The organism is Pseudomonas paraeruginosa PA7 (assembly GCF_000017205.1).
GTDB classification, from domain to species: Bacteria; Pseudomonadota; Gammaproteobacteria; order Pseudomonadales; family Pseudomonadaceae; genus Pseudomonas; species Pseudomonas paraeruginosa.
Window position 1 is genome coordinate 2853727 of record NC_009656.1, and the last position, 17222, is coordinate 2870948.

The window sequence follows — 17222 nt, forward strand, 5'->3', positions numbered from 1 at the left end:
CAAAACATGACAACTTTTTAACGCGCATTGTTATAAAGTTTCGCCCTTTCTGCCGGTAACCGTCCGGCAGGGTCCGGTTTCTGCGGGAGTGAAGATGAGAGTCGACCTGGATGCCGAAGTCGCCGCCGAGGCGCTGCCACGTTTCCAGCAGGCGCCGCGGCAGTTGCGCCAGTTGTGGTGGTGGGGGCTGGCCAGCGTGGGGCTGGGGGGCGCCTGCGCCTTGCTGGGCTTCTTCGTCAGCCTGTTCGCCGCGGACTCGCTCTGGCCTCCGCTGCTGTACAACCTCGGCGCGGCCTGGCTGGTGCTGTTCGCCGGGCTGCACGCGGCCTACCGCGTCGCGGCCTGGCGCTGCGTCGCCCTGGGCGCCGAGGCCAGTGCGCGGCCAGCCTGGCTGTGCTGGCCGCGGGCGGATCTCGAGCCCGTTCCCGATACGGCCTACGAACGCTTGCTGGAGCGCCTTGGCCAGGCCGTCGCCGGGGGCCTGGCCCAGCTTGGCCAGGCCGCCCTCTGGCTGGCGGCGAGCGCAGCGCTGGCGCTGGGCCTGGTGGCGGCCGGCTGGCGCCTGGACCTGCCGCCGACGAATTCCGGGCAGGCGGCCGACCTCGGCATCGGTTTCTGCCTGCTGCTGGCCTTCGCGGTGCTGGTGCTGGAACGCCGCTTCGCCGCCCAGGGCGAGATGCAGTGGCCGGAGGCGTCGTCGCTCGGGCAACTGGCGCGGGTGCTGATCGGTACGCTGCTGCTCGCCGCCTTCGGTCTGTTCCTGGCCCGCCAGGGACAGCCGTGGGCGCCGCGCCTGGCGGTGCTGCTCGGCCTGCTGCCGGGCGTAGTGGCGCTGGAGCTGCTGGGCAGGGCGATCCTGGCGATGTTCGCGCCGCCGCGCGCCGGTCTCGAGCCGCGCCTGGTCGCGACCAGCCTGCTGGCCGACCTGTTGCGCTGGCCGCCGCGTCCGTTGCAGCGTCTGCAGAACGAATTGCACCAGCGTTTCGGCATCGACCTGCGCCAGGTCTGGGCGTTCGGCTTCATGCGCCGGGCCTTCCTGCCGGTGCTGGCGGTGGTGTCGCTGAGCGGCTGGCTGCTCAGCGGCGTGCGCGAGATCGGCATGGACGCGCGTGGCGTCTACGAGCGCTTCGGCAAGCCGGTCGCGGTACTCGGCCCCGGCCTCCACCTGGGGTTGCCCTGGCCGCTGGGGCGGGTGCTGGCGGTGGAGAACGGCGTAGTCCATGAACTGGCCACCAGCGTCGCCACCGGCAACGGCGAAGCCGAGCCATTGGCGCCCGCCGAGGGCCCGGCGCCGGACAGTGCCAACCGCCTGTGGGACGCCTCCCATGTCAGCGAAAAGTCCCAGGTCATCGCCAGCCTGGCCGACCACCGGCAGAGCTTCCAGATCGTCAACATGGACGTGCGCATCGTCTACCGCATCGGCCTCGATGATGCGGCGGCACTGGCGGCGACCTACCGCAGCGGCGATCTCCCGGCGCTGGTGCGCAGCACCGCCAGCCGCGTGCTGGTGCACGCCTTCGCCTCGCGGACCCTCGACGAAGTGCTGGGCGAACAGCGCGCCGGGCTCGCCGGGGAAGTCGGCCAGGCCGTGCAGGCCGAGCTGGATCGTCTTGGCAGCGGGGTCGAAGTGCTCGGCGCCGCGATCGAGGCGATCCACCCGCCGGCCGGCGCGGCGAATGCCTATCATGCGGTGCAGGCCGCGCAGATTACCGCCCGGGCGCTGATCGCCCGCGAGCGCGGACAGGCCGCCGCACAGCGCAACGAGGCGCAGTTGCGGGCCAGCGTGGCGCACGACCAGGCCAGCGCGCAGGCGCGCGAAACCCTCGCCGTCGCGCAGGTGGCCGAGCGCCGCTTCGCCGCCGAGCGCCAGGGCTATGCCGAGGCCGGCCAGGCCTTCCTGCTGGAAGCCTATTACCAGCAACTCGGCCTCGGTCTGGGCAAGGCCCGGCTGCTGCTGGTCGATCACCGCATCGCCGGTACGGGCGCGCCGACCATCGACTTGCGCGGTCTCGGCCTCGGTCGCCTGGATTCCCCGTCTTCGTCCCGTCCGCCCGCCGTCCCGGCGCGCGCGGCCGGGCAACCCGCACCATGAGGAGCGCCTTCTTGAGCCCCGGACATTCCCACTCGCACGGCCATCCCCACCATCATCACGATCACGATCACGATCACGATCACGATCACGCCTCCGCGCCGCCATGGCGGCGCCTGCTGGTCGCCGCCCTGCTGGTGCTGTTCGTGATCACTGCCGCCTGTCTGGTGCAGGTACGTTCGGGCGAGGCGATGGTGATCACCCGTTTCGGCAATCCGGCGCGGGTCCTGCTCGAACCCGGACTGGCCTGGCGCCTGCCGCTGCCGTTCGAGAACGCGATCCCGGTCGACCTGCGCCTGCGCACCACCTCCAGCGGCCTGCAGGATGTCGGCACCCGCGACGGCCTGCGGATCATCGTCCAGGCCTACGTGGCTTGGCAGGTGCAGGGCGATGCCGGGAATGTCCAGCGCTTCATGCGCGCGGTGCGCAACCAGCCGGACGAAGCCGCGCGGCAATTGCGCACCTTCGTCGGCTCGGCGCTGGAGACCACCGCCAGCGCCTACGACCTGGCCGACCTGGTGAACACCGAGGCGTCGCGGGTGCGCATCGGCGATTTCGAGGCGCGCCTGCGCGAGCAGATCGACAGCCAGTTGCTGGCGACCTATGGGGTCAGGGTGGTGCAGGTCGGTATCGAGCGCCTGACCTTGCCCAGCGTGACCCTCGGCGCCACTGTCGACCGCATGCGCGCCGAGCGCGAGACCATCGCCACCGAGCGTACCGCCGAGGGCCGGCGCCAGGCCGCGGAGATCCGTTCGGCGGCGGAGCGCGACGCGCGGGTGATCCAGGCCGAGGCTTCGGTGAAAGCCGCGGAGATCGAGGCCCAGGCACGGGTCGAGGCGGCGCGCATCTACGGCAAGGCCTATGCCGGCTCGCCACAGCTGTACAACCTGCTGCGCTCGCTCGACACCCTCGGCACCATCGTCAACGGCGACACCCGCCTGGTGCTGCGTACCGACGCCGCGCCGTTCCGCGTGCTGGTCGACGGGCCGCCGACGCTTCCCGCCGAAGCAGCGGCCAACGGGCGCCGGCCATGAGCGGCGATTCGCGCGAAGGGCTGCGCGGTCCCTGGCTGCAGGCCGGACGGCTGGCGTTCCTGGGGCTGTTCGCGGTGACTCTGCTGGCGGCGCTGGCCTGGGCGTTTTCCAACGTCCGCCAGGTCGGCCCGGAGAACCGCGCCGTGGTGCTGCGCCTGGGCGCGCTGGAACGCCTGGCCGGTCCCGGCCTGCTGCTGGCCTGGCCGCGGCCGCTGGAACAGGTGGTGCTGCTGCCGTCGACGGAGCAGGTGATGGAACGCCGCGTCGAGGGCCTGTTGCGCTCCGAGCAGGCGCGTCGCGCCGACCTCGACGTCAGCCTGTCCAGCGACGCGCTGGCCGGTTCCGGCTACCTGCTGACCGGCGATGCCGGGGTGGTGCAGCTGGACGTGCGGGTGTTCTACAAGGTCGACGATCCCTACGCCTACGTCCTGCAGGGCGCGCACGTGCTGCCGGCGCTGGACCGGCTGGTGGCGCGCAATGCCGTGCAGGTCTGCGCCGCGCGCGACCTGGACAGCATCCTGGTGGCGCGCCCGGAACTGCTCGGCAACGATGCGGCGGTGGCCGAGCGCCGCGAACGCCTGCGCGGCGACCTGGTGCGGGGCATCAACCGCAGCCTGGCGGCGCTGGCCGAGGCCGGTGGCGGGCTGGGCATCCAGGTGGTGCGGGTCGACGTGCAGTCGAGCCTGCCGCGCAATGCGGTGAGCGCCTTCAACGCGGTGCTGACCGCCAGCCAGCTGGCCGAGCAGAATATCGCCAAGGCGCGCACCGAGGCGGCGCGGCTGACCCAGGCCGCCACCGAGGGCGCCGACCGTACCCTGCAGGTCGCCCGCGCCGAGGCCGGCGAGCGGCTGGCCAGGGCGCGCCGCGACAGCGCCAGCATCGTCGGCCTGAGCCCGGCGCTGGGCGCCACCGATCCCGGCCTGCTCTGGCGCCTGTACCGCGAACGGGTGCCGGCGATCCTCGGCAAGGCCGGCTCGGTCGACAGCGTCGATCCGCGTGACGACGGCCGCCTGATCCTGCAAGGCGGGCAACCATGAACCGCGGACCGGAGGCGCCCTTCGCGGGCTGTGAAACAATGGACGGACAAGCGAACGTGAAACGGCTACCCTGCGTCGGCATCAACTCTCGGCATGCGCCAGCGAAGCGCCGCGCCGAGTCGAACAACCAGGCGAACGGGACGGGCAATGACGGCAGGCGGTATTCCATTCACGGGCGACGGCGCGCGGTTGTCCCGGGGCAAGGCGCTATTGTGCGGGCTGGTGTTGCTGCTGGGCAGCTCCCAGACACTGGCGCGGCAGTTGCCAAGCGATCTGCTGGTGGGCTTCGTGGCCAGCGCGCAATACCCGGTCATCACCCTGAAGAAGCCCAGGCAGAGCCTGCTGCGCAGCGTGCTCACCCTGGGCCTGGGAAAGAAGACCGTCAGCTATCGGGTGGCGCCTTCGGTACGCATCCGCACGGCGCAGAACCTGTTCATCGTCTATGGTCGGATGCCCCAGCTCAGGGGCAGCTTCGTCGGCCTGAAGAGCGACGCCAACGGCCAGGTCAAGCAGATCTGGGAACTGACCGAAAAGGAAGCCCGCGACTACGTGCGGCGGCCGGACGCGCGCTTCCCCCAATAGCCGCCGCGGCTCGCCCCGGGAGGTGCGCATGAGCGAGCCGACCGCCCACGGCAGCCATGGCGGCTGCGCGCATCACCATCATCACTTGCCGTTCGGCGGCGGCCTGCTCAGCCGCGCCGAGCAGCGCCGCGCCGCCCGCCAGCTGAGCCTGGCGATGCTCGCCCTCGGCCTGTTGCTGCTCGGCCTGGCCTGGCGCTGGCTGGCGGCGGACCAGGCCGGGGTCAGCCAGATCCTGCTCGGCGTGGCCTCCCTGCTGGTGGCGCTGCCGGTTGCGCGCTCGGCCTGGGACAGCCTGCGCCATCCGAGCCTGCACGGCGTCACCGACCAGTTGATCGCCCTGGCCATGCTCGGCGCCTGGGCCAGTGGCGACCTGCTGACCGCCGCGCTGCTGCCGATCATCATGATCTTCGGCCACGTGCTGGAGGAGCGCAGCGTGATCGGCTCCCGGGAGGCCATCGCCGCCCTCGGCGAACTGACCCGCAGCCATGCCCGGCGGATCGAGGCCGACGGCAGCCTGAGCGAGGTGGACAACGCCATCCTGCGTCCGGGCGACCAGGTGGAGGTACGCGCCGGCGACCGGGTTCCGGCCGACGGTCGGGTCCTGCACGGCGAGGCCAGCCTCGACACCGCGCCGCTCACCGGCGAGTCGGTGCCACTGGAAGTGGCGCCGGGGATGGAGGTCTACGGCGGCGCGATCAATCTCGACGGCCTGCTGCGCATCGAGGTGACCCGTACCGGCGATGCCTCGACGCTGGGCAAGGTGATCGGCCTGATGCAGCAGGCCGAACGCGCCAAGCCGCCGATCACTCGCCTGCTGGAGCGCCATGCCGGGCAATACCTGCTGCTGGTGCTGATGATCGCGGCGGTCACCTGGTTCGTCACCAGCGACGCCCAGGCCATGCTCGCGGTGCTGGTCGCCGCCTGCCCCTGCGCCCTGGTGCTGTCGGCGCCGGCCACCGCCATCGCCGGCATCGCCGTGGCCGCGCGACACGGGATCCTGATCCGCAGTTCGGCGTTCCTCGAAGAACTGGCGGACCTGACCTCGCTGGTGGTCGACAAGACCGGCACCCTGACCCACGGCAGCCTGCGCCTGCAGGACCTGCGCCTGGTCGGCGCCAGCCGCGACGAGGTGCTGCGCCTGGCCGCCAGCCTCGGCGCCGCCAGCAGCCACCCGGTGAGCCGTGCGCTGGCGGCCCTGGCGGCGCATGATGCCTACCACCCGCTGAGCGATATCCGCGAACGCCAGGGATTCGGCGTGATCGCACGAACAGAGGCGGGCGAAGCCGCCCTTGGTCGCCCCGAGCTGTTCCGGCAACTGGGCATCGATACCGGCGAGGTGCCGGCGCACGAGGGACCGATTGCCGGCATCGCCCTGGCCGGGCGCTTCCTCGGCTGGCTGTTGCTGGCCGACAGCGTGCGCGCGGAGGCCGCCGAGGCCCTGGCCGAGCTGCGTGAGCTGGGGCTGGGCCGGCAGTTGTTGCTGACTGGCGATCGCCAGGCGGTAGCCGATGCCGTGGCGCGGCAGGTGCGGGTCAGCCAGGTGGTGGCGCAGGCCTTGCCGGAGGACAAGTTGCGCCAGGTCGGCGCGGAGATCGGCAGCGGCTTCCGGCCGATGGTGGTGGGCGACGGCATCAACGATTCGCTGGCGTTGAAGGCCGGCGTGGTCGGCGTGGCGATGGGCGCCGGCGGCGCCGACATCGCCCTGGCCTCGGCGGATATCGTGCTGATCGGCAGCGACCTGCGCCGGCTCGGCACCTGCGTGCGGCTCAGCCGGCAGTGTCGGCGGACCCTGCAGGTCAACGTGGCGATCGGTCTCGGCTGGACCCTGGCGATCGTCGCCGCGGCAGCCTTCGGCCTGCTCGGCGCGGCCGGGGCGATGGTCGCGGCGCTGCTGCACAACCTCAGCACCTTGCTGGTGCTGGGCAACGCCGGACGCCTGCTGCGTTTCGAGGAGCCGCTCGGGCAGCCCCGGGCGGCGATGGTAGTAGGTGAAGAGGAGGGTACCGCGTGAGACGGGAGAAAACGCGACGCACTGGCTGGCGCTGGCTGGCCCTGGTGGTTGGCGCGCTTTCCGCGCTGAGCCTGGCCGAGGCGTCGATGGCTCGCTGGCCGGCGGGCTGGCAGGTGAGCGACCTGCCCGCCGCGCAACCCGGCCAGGCCGGCGCCGGCCAGCGCCAGCGCGCGGTCAAGCTGCAGGCCGACGGCTCCCAGGCGTTGGTGATGGAGGTGACGCGGATGCCGCTGCAGAGCGGCCAGGAGGTGAACCTGGAGAAGGTCCTCGGGCATATGCGCAAGCTGGTTCAGATCGAATTCCTGCGCAACGGCCTGCAGACCGCCTGCAGCTCGCCCGAGTCTTCCTCCACCGGTGGGCTGGCGGCGCTGGAAACCACCTGCACCGTTCGCCAGCGCGGCGCCGTGGTGATGAAGCAGACCCTGCTCGCCGCGGCCGGCAGGAACTCGGCCTACTCGCTGTCCTATGCCGGCCTGGCCGACGCCTACGATGCAAGCCAGGCGGAAATCCGCGCGGTACGGGAAAGCCTGCGCTTCGAGTGAGCGAAATCGGACGCGGCCGGGGCGGGGGACGGGAGTGTCGGCGGATAACGCCTGCGGCGTTGTTCGCCCTCAGGAGGGTTACGTCGGCGCAGGGCGGATGACCGCTTGCGGTTATCCGCCAATGCCGGCCTCCGCCTCGCGTCTGCCGCGGGTCACTTCTTCCCGGTGTTCTGCAGGATCTGCAAGGCCTGGGTGGTGGCGGTGATGCAGCCCTTGGTATCGCCGCTGGCCTGGTCCTGCTTCGCCTTGGCTTGCAGTTCCTTGACCTCGGTGACCCGTGCGCCGGTGACCGAGGTCTTGTCGCGCACGGCGAGGATGTCGTCGAGCTTCTGCAGGTTGGCGCCGCACAGGTCGGTGCTTTCGGCGGCGTGGGCGGTGCCGCCGAGCAGGGCGGCGGCGATGAGCAGGGTACGCGTGATCATGGCTGTTCTCCTGGGTGGGGCCGGATATGGCCGGACGGGGAGAGACGACGGGCTCCGCAGAGTCTTCTCCGCATGCCTTTCATCTGACCGGGGCGTCGCCGCAATGGTTCGGTCGTTCAGCCATTGCCCCAGGGTGGCGTGGACAGCGCCTGTTGCAGGTGCTGGATGAACGCCTTGACCTTCGGCGACATCGCCGCCGCCCGCGAATACATCGCGTAGATGACATCGTCGAGCGGCCGCAGGCCGGGCGCGGCGTCGACCAGGCGACCGCTGCCCAGATCCTCGGCGACGATGAACAGCGGCAGCAGCGCCAGCCCCTGGCCGCGCAGGGCGGCGTCGCGCATGGCCTGGCCATTGTTGCTGTTGAAGCGTCCGCGCGGCGAGATGGCGCGCGGCTTGTCGCCGGGATAGGCGGGCTCGAAGGTCCAGACCTGGCTCGGCGAGGCGTTGTTGTAGCCCAGACACTCGTGCTGCATGAGTTGCTCGAGGGTTTCCACGCTGCCGTGGCGTTGCGCGTAGTCCGGGCTGCAACAGACCACCCGCTGGCTGTTGGCCAGCGGCCGGGCGATCAGCGAGCTGTCATCCAGGCGAGTGACGCGGATGCTCAGGTCGTAGCCTTCCTTTTCGAAGTCGGTGAGGCGGTCGTCCATCTGCAGGACGATCTCCAGGCGCGGGTGCTGGCTCATGAAGTCGGCGATGATCGGCGACAGCCACAGGGTACCGAAGCTCATCGGGGTGACGATGCGCAGTTCGCCACACAGGTCGTTCTCGCGCAGGGCGACGATCTCCGCAGCGTTGTTGAGTTCCTGCAGCGAGGCCTTGGCGGCCTTGTAGAAGAAGTGCCCGGCCTCGGTCGGCTCGACATTGCGGGTGGTGCGGTAGAGCAGGCGCACGCCGAGGCGTTTTTCCAGGTCGCTGACGCGCTTGCTGATCACCGACTTGGACAGGCTCATGCGCTCGGCCGCCGACGTCACGCTGTTGAGCTCGGCGACGTTGAGGAAGGCTTCGATGTCGTCGAAGCGCAGGCTCATGGGCAGGCTCGCAACACAGTGGCATTCGCTCGACGCATTCTCGGCTCCTCCTCGTCGGTTTCCTTTGGCCGCTCTATCCGCTTGATTTCGCAAGCTAAATCGATCCAGCCCGGAGCAAGCTTAACCAATCGAAAGGGTGTGCAGCGTTCGTTCTGAGCGAAAACGGTTTTCGCCTGGAAGCGCTATCGATACGGCCGCCAGGGCTTTTACCCTGTAGCGGCGACCGCGTCGCTCCGTGGCCGGCCAAGCCTGCCCGCCCCCGTAGGCGGCCACGGATTTTCTTTCGCCTTCTAGACTTGAGGCGGACACCGTCTTAGCCCGAGCGAGAAACCAGCATGTCGATTCGCCTGTTCGTCGCGTCGCCCCCGGCCTGTCACCCAGCGGAGGTGCGGGGCCCGGCATGGAGGGGCTGAAGCTCTACGCGCGGATGCTCTGGCGGCCACCGCGGGAAACCCTGCTGTTCGCCCTGCGCACCGTCGTCGCCGGCCTGCTGACCCTGTACCTGGCCTTCCTGTTCGACCTGGAGCAGCCGAAGTGGGCGCTGATGACCGTGGTCATCGTCAGCCAGCCGCTGGCCGGGATGGCCTTGAAGCGCAGCTTCGCCCAGGTCTTCGGGACCTTCGCCGGGGCCGTGGTGGCGGTGCTGATCATGGCGCTGTTCGCCCAGCAGCCGTTGCCGTTCTTCATCGCCCTGAGCCTCTGGCTGGCGCTCTGTACCGCCGGCGGCACGCTGCTGCGCTACACCGATTCGCACGCCTTCGTGCTCAGCGGCTTCACCGCGGTGATCGTCGCGGTGCTGTCGATTCCCGATCCGGAAAACACCTTCATGCTCGCCGTGGTGCGGGTCACCGAGACCCTGCTGGGTGTCGCCTGCGTGGCCCTGGTCAGCCTGCTCAGCGCGCGTCCGCAGGCGGTGGCGAAGGGCTATTTCGCCCAGGTCGACGGCCTGATCCGCAGTACCGCGCGGCACGCCGCGGCGGTGATCCGCGGCGACGAGGGCGACGAGTCGTTCAACCAGCGGCAGATGCAACTGGTCGCCAGCATCACCGCGCTGGACGGCCTGCGCCGGCACCTCTACTTCGATGCGCCGAACCTGCGCCGCGCCGATGGCCTGGTGCAGTTGCTGGGCAACCTGCTGGTGCTCATGGCCTCGCGGCTGTTGCTGTTGCGCCAGCATCGCCTGCTGGTGCGGGCGCACTGGGTCGGGCCGTTGCCGGCGGATATCCAGGCGCTGCTGGATCGTGCGTTGCGGGTGCTGGACGCGTTGGCCGAGCAGGGGCGTGCGGTACCGTCCGAGGTGCTGGAGGAATTCCAGACGGTACGCCAGGCCTTCGACGCCGCGGCGGCGCGCGCGGAATCCTACGACGAGGCGCTGAGCCCGGCGTTGCGTCCGCAGGTGGCGATCCTGCGCTGGGAGTATGCGCGGCTGTTCCAGCGCCTGGGCGAAGTGCTCGAACTCAACGATGCGATTCAGTCCGGCCGCCAGGCCAGCAGTTTCTACCGCCGTGGCCAGGCGCAGGCGCTGCATCTGGACTGGGCGCTGGCCTCGATGAATGCCGTGCGCGCTTTCGTCGCCTTGTCCTGCGCTGCCTGGCTGTGGATCACCAGCGCCTGGAACGGCGCCCTCAGCAGCCTGTTGCTGGTCGGCGTGATGTGCTCGCTGATGGCGACCTTTCCGCGTCCGCTGCTGGCGGCGCAGAATTTCCTGCGCGGGCTGCTGCTGGCGATCCTGATTTCGGCGGCGCTGCTGTTCGTGCTGTTGCCGGCATCCGCCGACTTCGAATGGCTGGCGCTGTGGATGGCGTTGCTGCTGTACCTGGTCGCGATCGGCCTGAGCAGCCCGCTGACCGCCGGCATCGCCATGGGCATCGGCCTGGAGACCTTGCTGATGGTGGCGCTGCAGAACATCGCGGTGTACTACAGCGACGCCTCGCAGTGGTTCGAGTTCGTCGGTGGTTTCCTGGCCGCGGCGGTCCTCGCGCTGGCGGTGTTCGCCCTGGTCTATCCGTTCCGCGCCGACCCGCGCCTGCGCCGCCTGCTGTACCTGTCGCGCCAGGACGTCGCGGAAATGTCGCGCTGCGAGGCCAGCGAGGCGCAGCGCTTCGCCTTCGAGACACGGATGATCGATCGCCTGGCGGTGATGGTCGGCCTGTTGCCGGCGAGCCAGGATGCCCGTTCGGCGGAGCGCTTCCAGTGCGCCCTGGGCTGCGTGGTGATGGGCGTGGCGTTGAATCGCCTGCGCGAGCCGCTGCATGACGCCGGGGTGGTGCCGCTGGAGTTGCAGCCGCTGCTGCGCGAGGCGCTGCGCGAGATCGCCGCCTACGTGGCCGGCGGTGCGGGCGCCCCGCGACACGACCTCGCGCTGGCCGCCCTGCGGCGTTTCGGCCGGGGCCTGGAGGCTTTGCTGGCGCAGCCGTCGAACAACCTGGGGGCGACGCGGCAGCGCTTCATCATGAATGTCGCGGTACTGATCCTGCAGCAGTCGCTGCAACGCTATCGGACGCTGCTGGAGGAGGACCGCGGCACACCGGCGGTCGTCGAAGAGCGAGAAGAGGAGGGCGGACATGCCCGCTGATGTCGAGATCGGCGGCGCCTACCTGCCGCCGATCGCCCAGGCGCTGTTGCTGGCCTGGCTGATCTTCCTGCTGCTCAACCCGCTGTTGCGGCGCCTCGGCGTGCTGCAGCGGGTGTGGCACGAAGCGTTGTTCCAGGGCGCGTTGTACTGCGCGATCTGCGCTGGTCTGATCCTGTGGATGGGGGGCATGTCCCGATGAATCTGTTGCAAGGCAAATGGCCGCGCCTGGCCACGCTGCTGGCGGTGCTGGTGGCGGCGGCGCTGGTGTTTCTCGCCTGGGAACGCTACACCCGCACGCCATGGACCCGTGACGCGCGGGTCCGCGCCGATGTGGTGACACTGTCGGCGGACGTTTCCGGGCTGATCACCCGCTTGCCGCTGAGCGACAACCAGCCAGTGGAGAAGGGCGACCTGCTGCTCAGCATCGACCCGGCGCGCTATGAGCTGGCGGTACTGCGCGCCGAGCGCGCGGTGAGCGTGGCGCGGGCGGCGCTGGGCGAGTCGCGGGCGGCGATCGAGGCCAGCCAGGCCCGGTTGCGCCAGCGCCGCAGCGAGGCGCAGCGGCGCTCGGCATTGCAGAAACGCTCGGTGCTGTCGGTGGAGGAGAACGAAAAGGCCCAGACCGACGTCAGCCTGGCCCAGGCCGAGCTGTTGAGGAACCAGGCCAGCCTCGGTCTCGCCGAGGCCAACGTGGAGCTTGCCGATGCGGCGCTGCAGCAGGCGCGCCTCGACCTCGAGCGCACCCGGGTGCGAGCCCCGGTCAGTGGCTACGTGACCAACCTGCAGACCCGCGAAGGCGACTATGCCCACGCCGGGGTGCCCCTGCTGGCGCTGGTGGATCGCGATTCGTTCTATGTCAGCGGCTACTTCGAGGAGACCAAGCTGCCGGGGATCCGCATAGGCAGCCGGGCGCGGGTCGAACTGATGAGTGGCGAGCGCTTCGACGGGCGCGTGCAGAGCATCGCCCATGCCATCACCGACCGGGAGAATGCCGAGGGCTCGCGCCTGCTGGCGAACATCAACCCGAGCTATACCTGGGTCAAGCTGGCCCAGCGGATTCCCGTGCGCATCGCCATCGACCCCGCCTATCTGCAGCGCAACACGCTGCGCGCCGGGGTGACCGCGAGCATCCGCGTGCTTCCCGCGCAAGGCGCCGCCGGAGAAGACGCCGGGGCGCCGGAGACTGCCGCGCGGCCCTGAGTCAGGCCCGGCGGGTCAGTCGTCCCTGGCTATGCGACAGGGGCTAGGGCTGTTCGCGGATGATCTCCGCCAGTTGCAGGATCAGTCGTTCGTCCGCCTGGTTGCCGGCCTGCCGGCGGAATTGCCTGGCCTCCTCCCGGGCGCGCTGGAAGGCCGCGTCGACGCTGGTCTGCCCATGGCTGTCGCGGATCCACAGGTAGAGGCCGACGATCAGGCTCTGCAGGGTAGCGAGGTCGCTGCTCTGGGCGTTCAGCGCATCGATGAGCTGTTGTCTGGTAAATGCTTGCATGGATGATCTCCGTTGATTGGGCGCAGCAAGGCGCGTTTCTTCCCGGTGGACGCCGGGGCTCGGAGCATGTTGAAAGTGCGAAGAGGCTGGCCAGCTTCCGCTAAGTCACTCAAATGATTAAGGAATTTTCTGACTCGTGGTCGCCGGTCGGTGTCCGTCGCCAGCCGGTGCGCTCCCGCCATTCATCGAATCGTCATGAAACTGCCATGAGGGCGCGCCTAGCATTCGCGGTATTTTCGGCAGGACGTGGAGAGCACCGCATGGACTCCTATGGCGATACCTCGGGCCGACTCGGCCGTGACTGGCTCGATCGGCACGACGAGGAACTGGAGCAGGAGCTGCTCGACGACGAGCTGAACCTGGACGAGCTGTTCGGCCCCGAGCAGGAGGACGCGCCTGGCGAACTCGGCCGGCGCCGCTACTTTCGCGAGCTGTTCCGCCTGCAGCGGGAGCTGGTGAAGCTGCAGAACTGGGTGGTGCATACCGGCCACAAGGTGGTGATTCTCTTCGAGGGCCGCGACGCGGCAGGCAAGGGCGGGGTGATCAAGCGCATCACCCAGCGCCTCAACCCGCGTGTCTGCCGGGTCGCCGCGCTGCCCGCGCCGAACGACCGCGAGCGGACCCAGTGGTACTTCCAGCGCTACGTCTCGCACCTGCCGGCTGGCGGCGAGATCGTCCTGTTCGACCGCAGCTGGTACAACCGCGCCGGGGTCGAGCGGGTCATGGGTTTCTGCAACGACGAGCAGTACGAGGAGTTCTTCCGCAGCGTGCCGGAGTTCGAGAAGATGCTGGCGCGCTCGGGCATCCAGCTGCTCAAGTACTGGTTCTCGATCTCCGACGCCGAGCAGCACCTGCGCTTCCTCAGCCGCATCCACGATCCGCTCAAGCAATGGAAGCTCAGCCCGATGGATCTCGAGTCGCGGCGGCGCTGGGAGGCCTACACCAAGGCCAAGGAAACCATGCTCGAGCGTACCCACATCCCCGAGGCGCCATGGTGGGTAGTGCAGGCCGACGACAAGAAGCGTGCGCGGCTGAACTGCATCCACCACCTGTTGCAGCAGATGCCCTACCGGGAAGTTCCGCAGCCGCCAGTGCACCTGCCGGAGCGCCTGCGCCATGCCGATTACGTCAGGCATCCGACGCCCGGCGAGATCATCATCCCGGAAGTCTACTGAGCCTCGCGGCACCGCATGCTTCGCCCACCCGGGTCGTCCCTTGTTCCGCCGGCCCGCGCCTGGGATGGGCACTGCCGCCTAGACCGCGCGAGCGCTTAAATTTCCGCCGCCACATGACGTTCCTCTGAGAACAACTCCGTGTCTCGAGTCCGATCATGCCCCTGTTGAATTCCCTGACTGTATTGCCGTTGCCTGGCGGGCAGCGTTTGAGTGGTGACGAAACCGATAGCCGGCTCAGCCTCGGCCTGGATGGTGCGTTGCTGTTGCGCCTGCGCCTGGAGCGCACGGACACGGAAATACGGCTGGCGTTGGAGGAACTTCCCGGCGGCGATGCCGAGCATGCGTTGTGGGCCGCCAGCTACTGGTTGTTCGCGCGCGACCCGGAATGCCAGCGGCTCGTCTGGTCGCTGCCCTGGGTGCCGGAAAAGTCCCTGGCGAACGGTATGCTGGCCGGCACCGCCGAAGCGGGCACCTATGTCTGCGAGAGGGGTCGGTTCTGGCAGTTGCCGTGGCCCTGGCTGCCGCTTGCCCAGTCGTGCTATCCCCAGTCGATGGCGCTTACCGATGGAAAGCGTCATCCGCTGCGCCGGCCGAAGCCCAGGGGAGAGGTCTACCGGCGCTTCGATGCGCGATTGGAGTGCTGGGTATCCTTGCGTACCGTGGACATCGAGAGGGACCTGGAACGTTTCCATCGCTGGCAGAACTCGCCCAGGGTGGCGGAGTTCTGGCAGGAAGATGGAAGCCTGGAACAGCATCGCGAGCGTTTGCGCCAGCTCGAAGCCGATCCTCACGCGCTGGGGCTCATCGGCTGCTTCGATGATGAGCCCTTCGCCTATTTCGAGGCCTACTGGGCGAAGGAGGATCGCATCGCGCCGTTCTACGCGGCCGACGACTACGACCGCGGGATCCACATGCTGGTCGGCGAGGAAGCCCACCGGGGGCCGCACAAGGTCGCCTGCTGGCTGTCGGCGCTGGTCCACTACCTGTTTCTCGACGACCCGCGCTCGCAGCGGGTGGTGGCGGAGCCGCGCGCGGACAACGCGCGGATGATCGGTCACATGCACAACCTGTGCTTCCACTGCGAGAAGGAATTCGATTTTCCGCACAAGCGGGCGGCGCTGATGATCATCGGTCGCGAACGGTTCTTCGAGCGCTGTCGCCTGGCCTGAACGGGGCGGCAGGAAGAAGGGGCGGGGCGTCCGGCGGACGCCAAAGGAAACGGGCAGGCGCAATGCCTGCCCCGTGTCTCAGCGCCGGGCGCTCAGGCTCGCCAGGTTGTCGCCCTGGCGCTCGGCGGTGACCTTGCGGCAATGCACCAGGGCGTCGCGGATCATGAAGTTGACCAGGGTCGGCGAGACGCCCAGTTCCTTGGCGATGTCCTTCTGCGGCACGCCGTGCAGGCGGTACATCTCGAAGGCGTAGCGGGTGCGCCCGGGCAGCTCGGTGAGGGCGTCGGCGATGTGTTCGAGCGTCGCGTAGTTGATGTGCGAGGCTTCCGGAGAGGCGCCCTGGATCACCACGTTCAGACCTTCCTCTTCCGGTCCTGAATACTTCTGCTCGAGCGCCTGCTTGCGGTAGTGGTCGATGGCCAGGTTGCGGACGATCTGGAACAGGTAGCTGAGCTGTGCCTTGAACGACGAAGTGATCTGCGGCGCCGACTGGAGCCTGAAGAACGCATCCTGGACCACATCCTCGGCTCGTGAGCGGCAGCCGGTAATGCGGGCGGCGATCTTCACCAGGATCGTGCGGTTGTCGACGAAGGCCTGGAGGAGCGGGGTATCGCATCTGCGGGTAGACAGTTGTTCCGACATGGAAATCACCTTGCTGCGGAGGGGGCTGCAGAGCACTGGCGGTGGGGCGAACCCACACATGGCGCAACAAATTATGTTGAATGATAATGATTGTCAATTACGAAGAAATAACCAATCTCACCTTCGTTCGTGAATATTCCCTGGGCTGGCAAATGGCCGCGGTGAATGACGGGGAGAAGCAATTATTCGGTGCGCCAGCAGGATGGCCGCGCCAATGTTGCAGTCGTGCGTTGAAGACGAAATTTTTTTAATAATCTTTAGGAATCAGCCAGTTGGAAAATGGCCTTGGCGCGGGGCGGATCGTTCTCGGCGACTCCTTCGCGCCGGCCGCCAAGGCCCGCCCGGCTGCTTTCGTGACGGGCCGGAGCGGCCTGGGCTGTGCGCCGATGAGTGCCTGGCGAGCGGCACAACCCCTCAGAATGAATAGGGTGGCGCCTCTCTCCGTGGATTGCCCGTGGATTGCGGTTACATGCGCTAATTATTTGCCGTCGTTATCCGTTCCCCTCTGAGACAGCGCGGGCAGGTGCCCGGCGCGCCAGCGTGCGCAGCAGGAGACGGAAATGCCGAACGATCAGCGGGAAACCTCGGGCCCCGGCGCAAGCCTTGGCGGCAGCGCCGCACGGGAGGGCTGAGGTGAGTCCGAGCGCTTCCCTGCAACTCTTCTGCCTGCCTTATTCGGGTGCCAGCGCCGTTCTCTACAACCGTTGGCAGAGCCGGCTGCCGGCCTGGATCCGCCTGCAGCCGCTGGAGCTGCCGGGGCGCGGCCTGCGCTTCGCCGAAGCCTTGCACAACGACGCCGCCAGCCTGGTCGCGCAATTGGCCGGCGAGCTGCCGGGGCTGTTCGAAAACGCCACTCCCTACGCTTTCTTCGGCCACAGCCTGGGCGGCCTGCTGGCCTTCGAGCTGGCCCATGCCATGCGCCGGCGAGGCCTGGAAGAACCGCTGGCGCTGTTCCTTTCCGGCGTCAGCGCGCCCGCCGAGAACGATCTCAGCGGCTACCGGCGAGCCAGGGAAGACGCCGAGCTGGTCGCCGCGCTGCGTGACTACCGGGGCACCCCGGAGGCGGTCTTCAACGATCCGTCGCTGATGCAGATGCTGCTGCCGGTGGTGCGCGCCGACTTCCTCGTCACCGGCAGCTACCGCTACCAGCTCCGCGCGCCACTGGCGGCGGCGCTGCACGTGTTCGGCGGACGCGAGGACCGCCTGCGCAGTGCCGAGCTGCTCGGCTGGCTGCGCGAAGCGGGTGGCGAGTTCAGCCTCGACCTGCTCGACGGCCAGCACTTTTTCATCCGCGAGCAGGAAGCGCAGTTGCTGCGCCACCTGCGTCGCTACGCCGGGCAGCACCTGCTGCGCTGGCGCCAGGAGCGGGTGCGCGAAAGCCTGCGCGCCGCCAGTTGAAACGGACCCGTCGCAGGAGCGCCGTC

Annotated in this window: 16 protein-coding genes; 12 read left to right on the forward strand and 4 right to left on the reverse strand. The window is 68.9% G+C overall.

The window, feature by feature from the left end; genetic code table 11:
• Positions 1-94 precede the first annotated feature (94 nt).
• The 6 genes from hflK (PSPA7_RS13400) to PSPA7_RS13425 all read left to right on the forward strand — a co-directional run bounded on the left by hflK (PSPA7_RS13400) (position 95) and on the right by PSPA7_RS13425 (position 7295).
• Positions 95-2092 carry a protease modulator HflK gene (gene hflK / locus PSPA7_RS13400; RefSeq protein ID WP_012075627.1) on the forward strand — a complete coding sequence of 666 codons (1998 nt, stop codon included), beginning with the start codon at positions 95-97 and terminating at the stop codon, positions 2090-2092.
• 11 nt (positions 2093-2103) lie between these two features.
• Positions 2104-3123 carry a protease modulator HflC gene (gene hflC / locus PSPA7_RS13405; protein ID WP_012075628.1) on the forward strand — a complete coding sequence of 340 codons (1020 nt, stop codon included), beginning with the start codon at positions 2104-2106 and terminating at the stop codon, positions 3121-3123.
• A complete protein-coding gene (gene hflK, locus PSPA7_RS13410) occupies positions 3120-4160 on the forward strand; it encodes a protease modulator HflK (RefSeq protein WP_012075629.1) in 1041 nt (346 codons plus the stop codon). The genes hflC and hflK (PSPA7_RS13410) overlap by 4 nt, the downstream gene beginning before the upstream one ends.
• Positions 4161-4307: 147 nt before the next feature.
• Positions 4308-4742 (forward strand): hypothetical protein, encoded by a 435-nt coding sequence (locus PSPA7_RS13415; protein WP_012075630.1) that lies wholly within the window; start codon positions 4308-4310, stop codon positions 4740-4742.
• A 28-nt stretch (positions 4743-4770) separates the two neighbouring features.
• Complete coding sequence (locus PSPA7_RS13420) at positions 4771-6753, forward strand: heavy metal translocating P-type ATPase (protein ID WP_012075631.1); 1983 nt, start codon at positions 4771-4773, stop codon at positions 6751-6753.
• On the forward strand, positions 6750-7295 hold the full coding sequence (locus PSPA7_RS13425) for a DUF4946 domain-containing protein (RefSeq protein WP_012075632.1): 546 nt from the start codon (positions 6750-6752) through the stop codon (positions 7293-7295). Before PSPA7_RS13420 ends, PSPA7_RS13425 begins: the two co-directional genes overlap by 4 nt.
• A 152-nt stretch (positions 7296-7447) precedes the next feature.
• Here the strand turns inward: PSPA7_RS13425 and PSPA7_RS13430 are convergent, their stop codons facing one another.
• A complete protein-coding gene (locus PSPA7_RS13430) occupies positions 7448-7717 on the reverse strand; it encodes a PA2433 domain-containing protein (RefSeq protein WP_003156891.1) in 270 nt (89 codons plus the stop codon).
• A 116-nt stretch (positions 7718-7833) separates the two neighbouring features.
• Complete coding sequence (locus tag PSPA7_RS13435; protein ID WP_003156892.1) at positions 7834-8748, reverse strand: LysR family transcriptional regulator; 915 nt, start codon at positions 8746-8748, stop codon at positions 7834-7836.
• A gap of 400 nt (positions 8749-9148) precedes the next feature.
• Here PSPA7_RS13435 and PSPA7_RS13440 point away from each other — a divergent pair, with 400 nt between their 5' ends.
• The 3 genes from PSPA7_RS13440 to PSPA7_RS13450 are packed head-to-tail and all read left to right on the forward strand — an operon-like array spanning position 9149 to position 12523.
• Positions 9149-11323, forward strand: a complete 2175-nt coding sequence (locus PSPA7_RS13440) for an FUSC family protein (RefSeq protein ID WP_012075633.1) — start codon at positions 9149-9151, stop codon at positions 11321-11323.
• Positions 11313-11522 (forward strand): DUF1656 domain-containing protein, encoded by a 210-nt coding sequence (locus tag PSPA7_RS13445; protein ID WP_012075634.1) that lies wholly within the window; start codon positions 11313-11315, stop codon positions 11520-11522. Before PSPA7_RS13440 ends, PSPA7_RS13445 begins: the two co-directional genes overlap by 11 nt.
• Positions 11519-12523, forward strand: a complete 1005-nt coding sequence (locus tag PSPA7_RS13450; RefSeq protein ID WP_012075635.1) for an HlyD family secretion protein — start codon at positions 11519-11521, stop codon at positions 12521-12523. The genes PSPA7_RS13445 and PSPA7_RS13450 overlap by 4 nt, the downstream gene beginning before the upstream one ends.
• 43 nt (positions 12524-12566) lie before the next feature.
• On the opposite strand, the gene PSPA7_RS13455 is transcribed toward PSPA7_RS13450, so the two are convergent.
• Positions 12567-12812 carry a hypothetical protein gene (locus PSPA7_RS13455; protein ID WP_003156704.1) on the reverse strand — a complete coding sequence of 82 codons (246 nt, stop codon included), beginning with the start codon at positions 12810-12812 and terminating at the stop codon, positions 12567-12569.
• Positions 12813-13072: 260 nt separating this feature from the next.
• Here PSPA7_RS13455 and ppk2 point away from each other — a divergent pair, with 260 nt between their 5' ends.
• Together ppk2 and PSPA7_RS13465 are read left to right on the forward strand one after the other, a co-directional pair.
• The gene (gene ppk2 / locus PSPA7_RS13460) at positions 13073-13987 is read left to right on the forward strand and encodes a polyphosphate kinase 2 (RefSeq protein ID WP_012075636.1); all 915 of its coding nucleotides are present in this window, start codon (positions 13073-13075) and stop codon (positions 13985-13987) included.
• 155 nt (positions 13988-14142) lie between these two features.
• The gene (locus PSPA7_RS13465) at positions 14143-15156 is read left to right on the forward strand and encodes a GNAT family N-acetyltransferase (RefSeq protein WP_012075637.1); all 1014 of its coding nucleotides are present in this window, start codon (positions 14143-14145) and stop codon (positions 15154-15156) included.
• 78 nt (positions 15157-15234) lie between these two features.
• Here PSPA7_RS13465 and pvdS read toward each other — a convergent pair whose 3' ends face one another.
• Entirely contained in the window at positions 15235-15798 is a 564-nt protein-coding gene (gene pvdS, locus PSPA7_RS13470) for a pyoverdine signaling pathway sigma factor PvdS (protein WP_003156700.1), read from the reverse strand.
• Positions 15799-16431: 633 nt separating this feature from the next.
• Here pvdS and PSPA7_RS13475 point away from each other — a divergent pair.
• Complete coding sequence (locus PSPA7_RS13475) at positions 16432-17196, forward strand: thioesterase II family protein (protein ID WP_012075638.1); 765 nt, start codon at positions 16432-16434, stop codon at positions 17194-17196.
• The last annotated feature ends 26 nt before the right edge of the window (positions 17197-17222 follow it).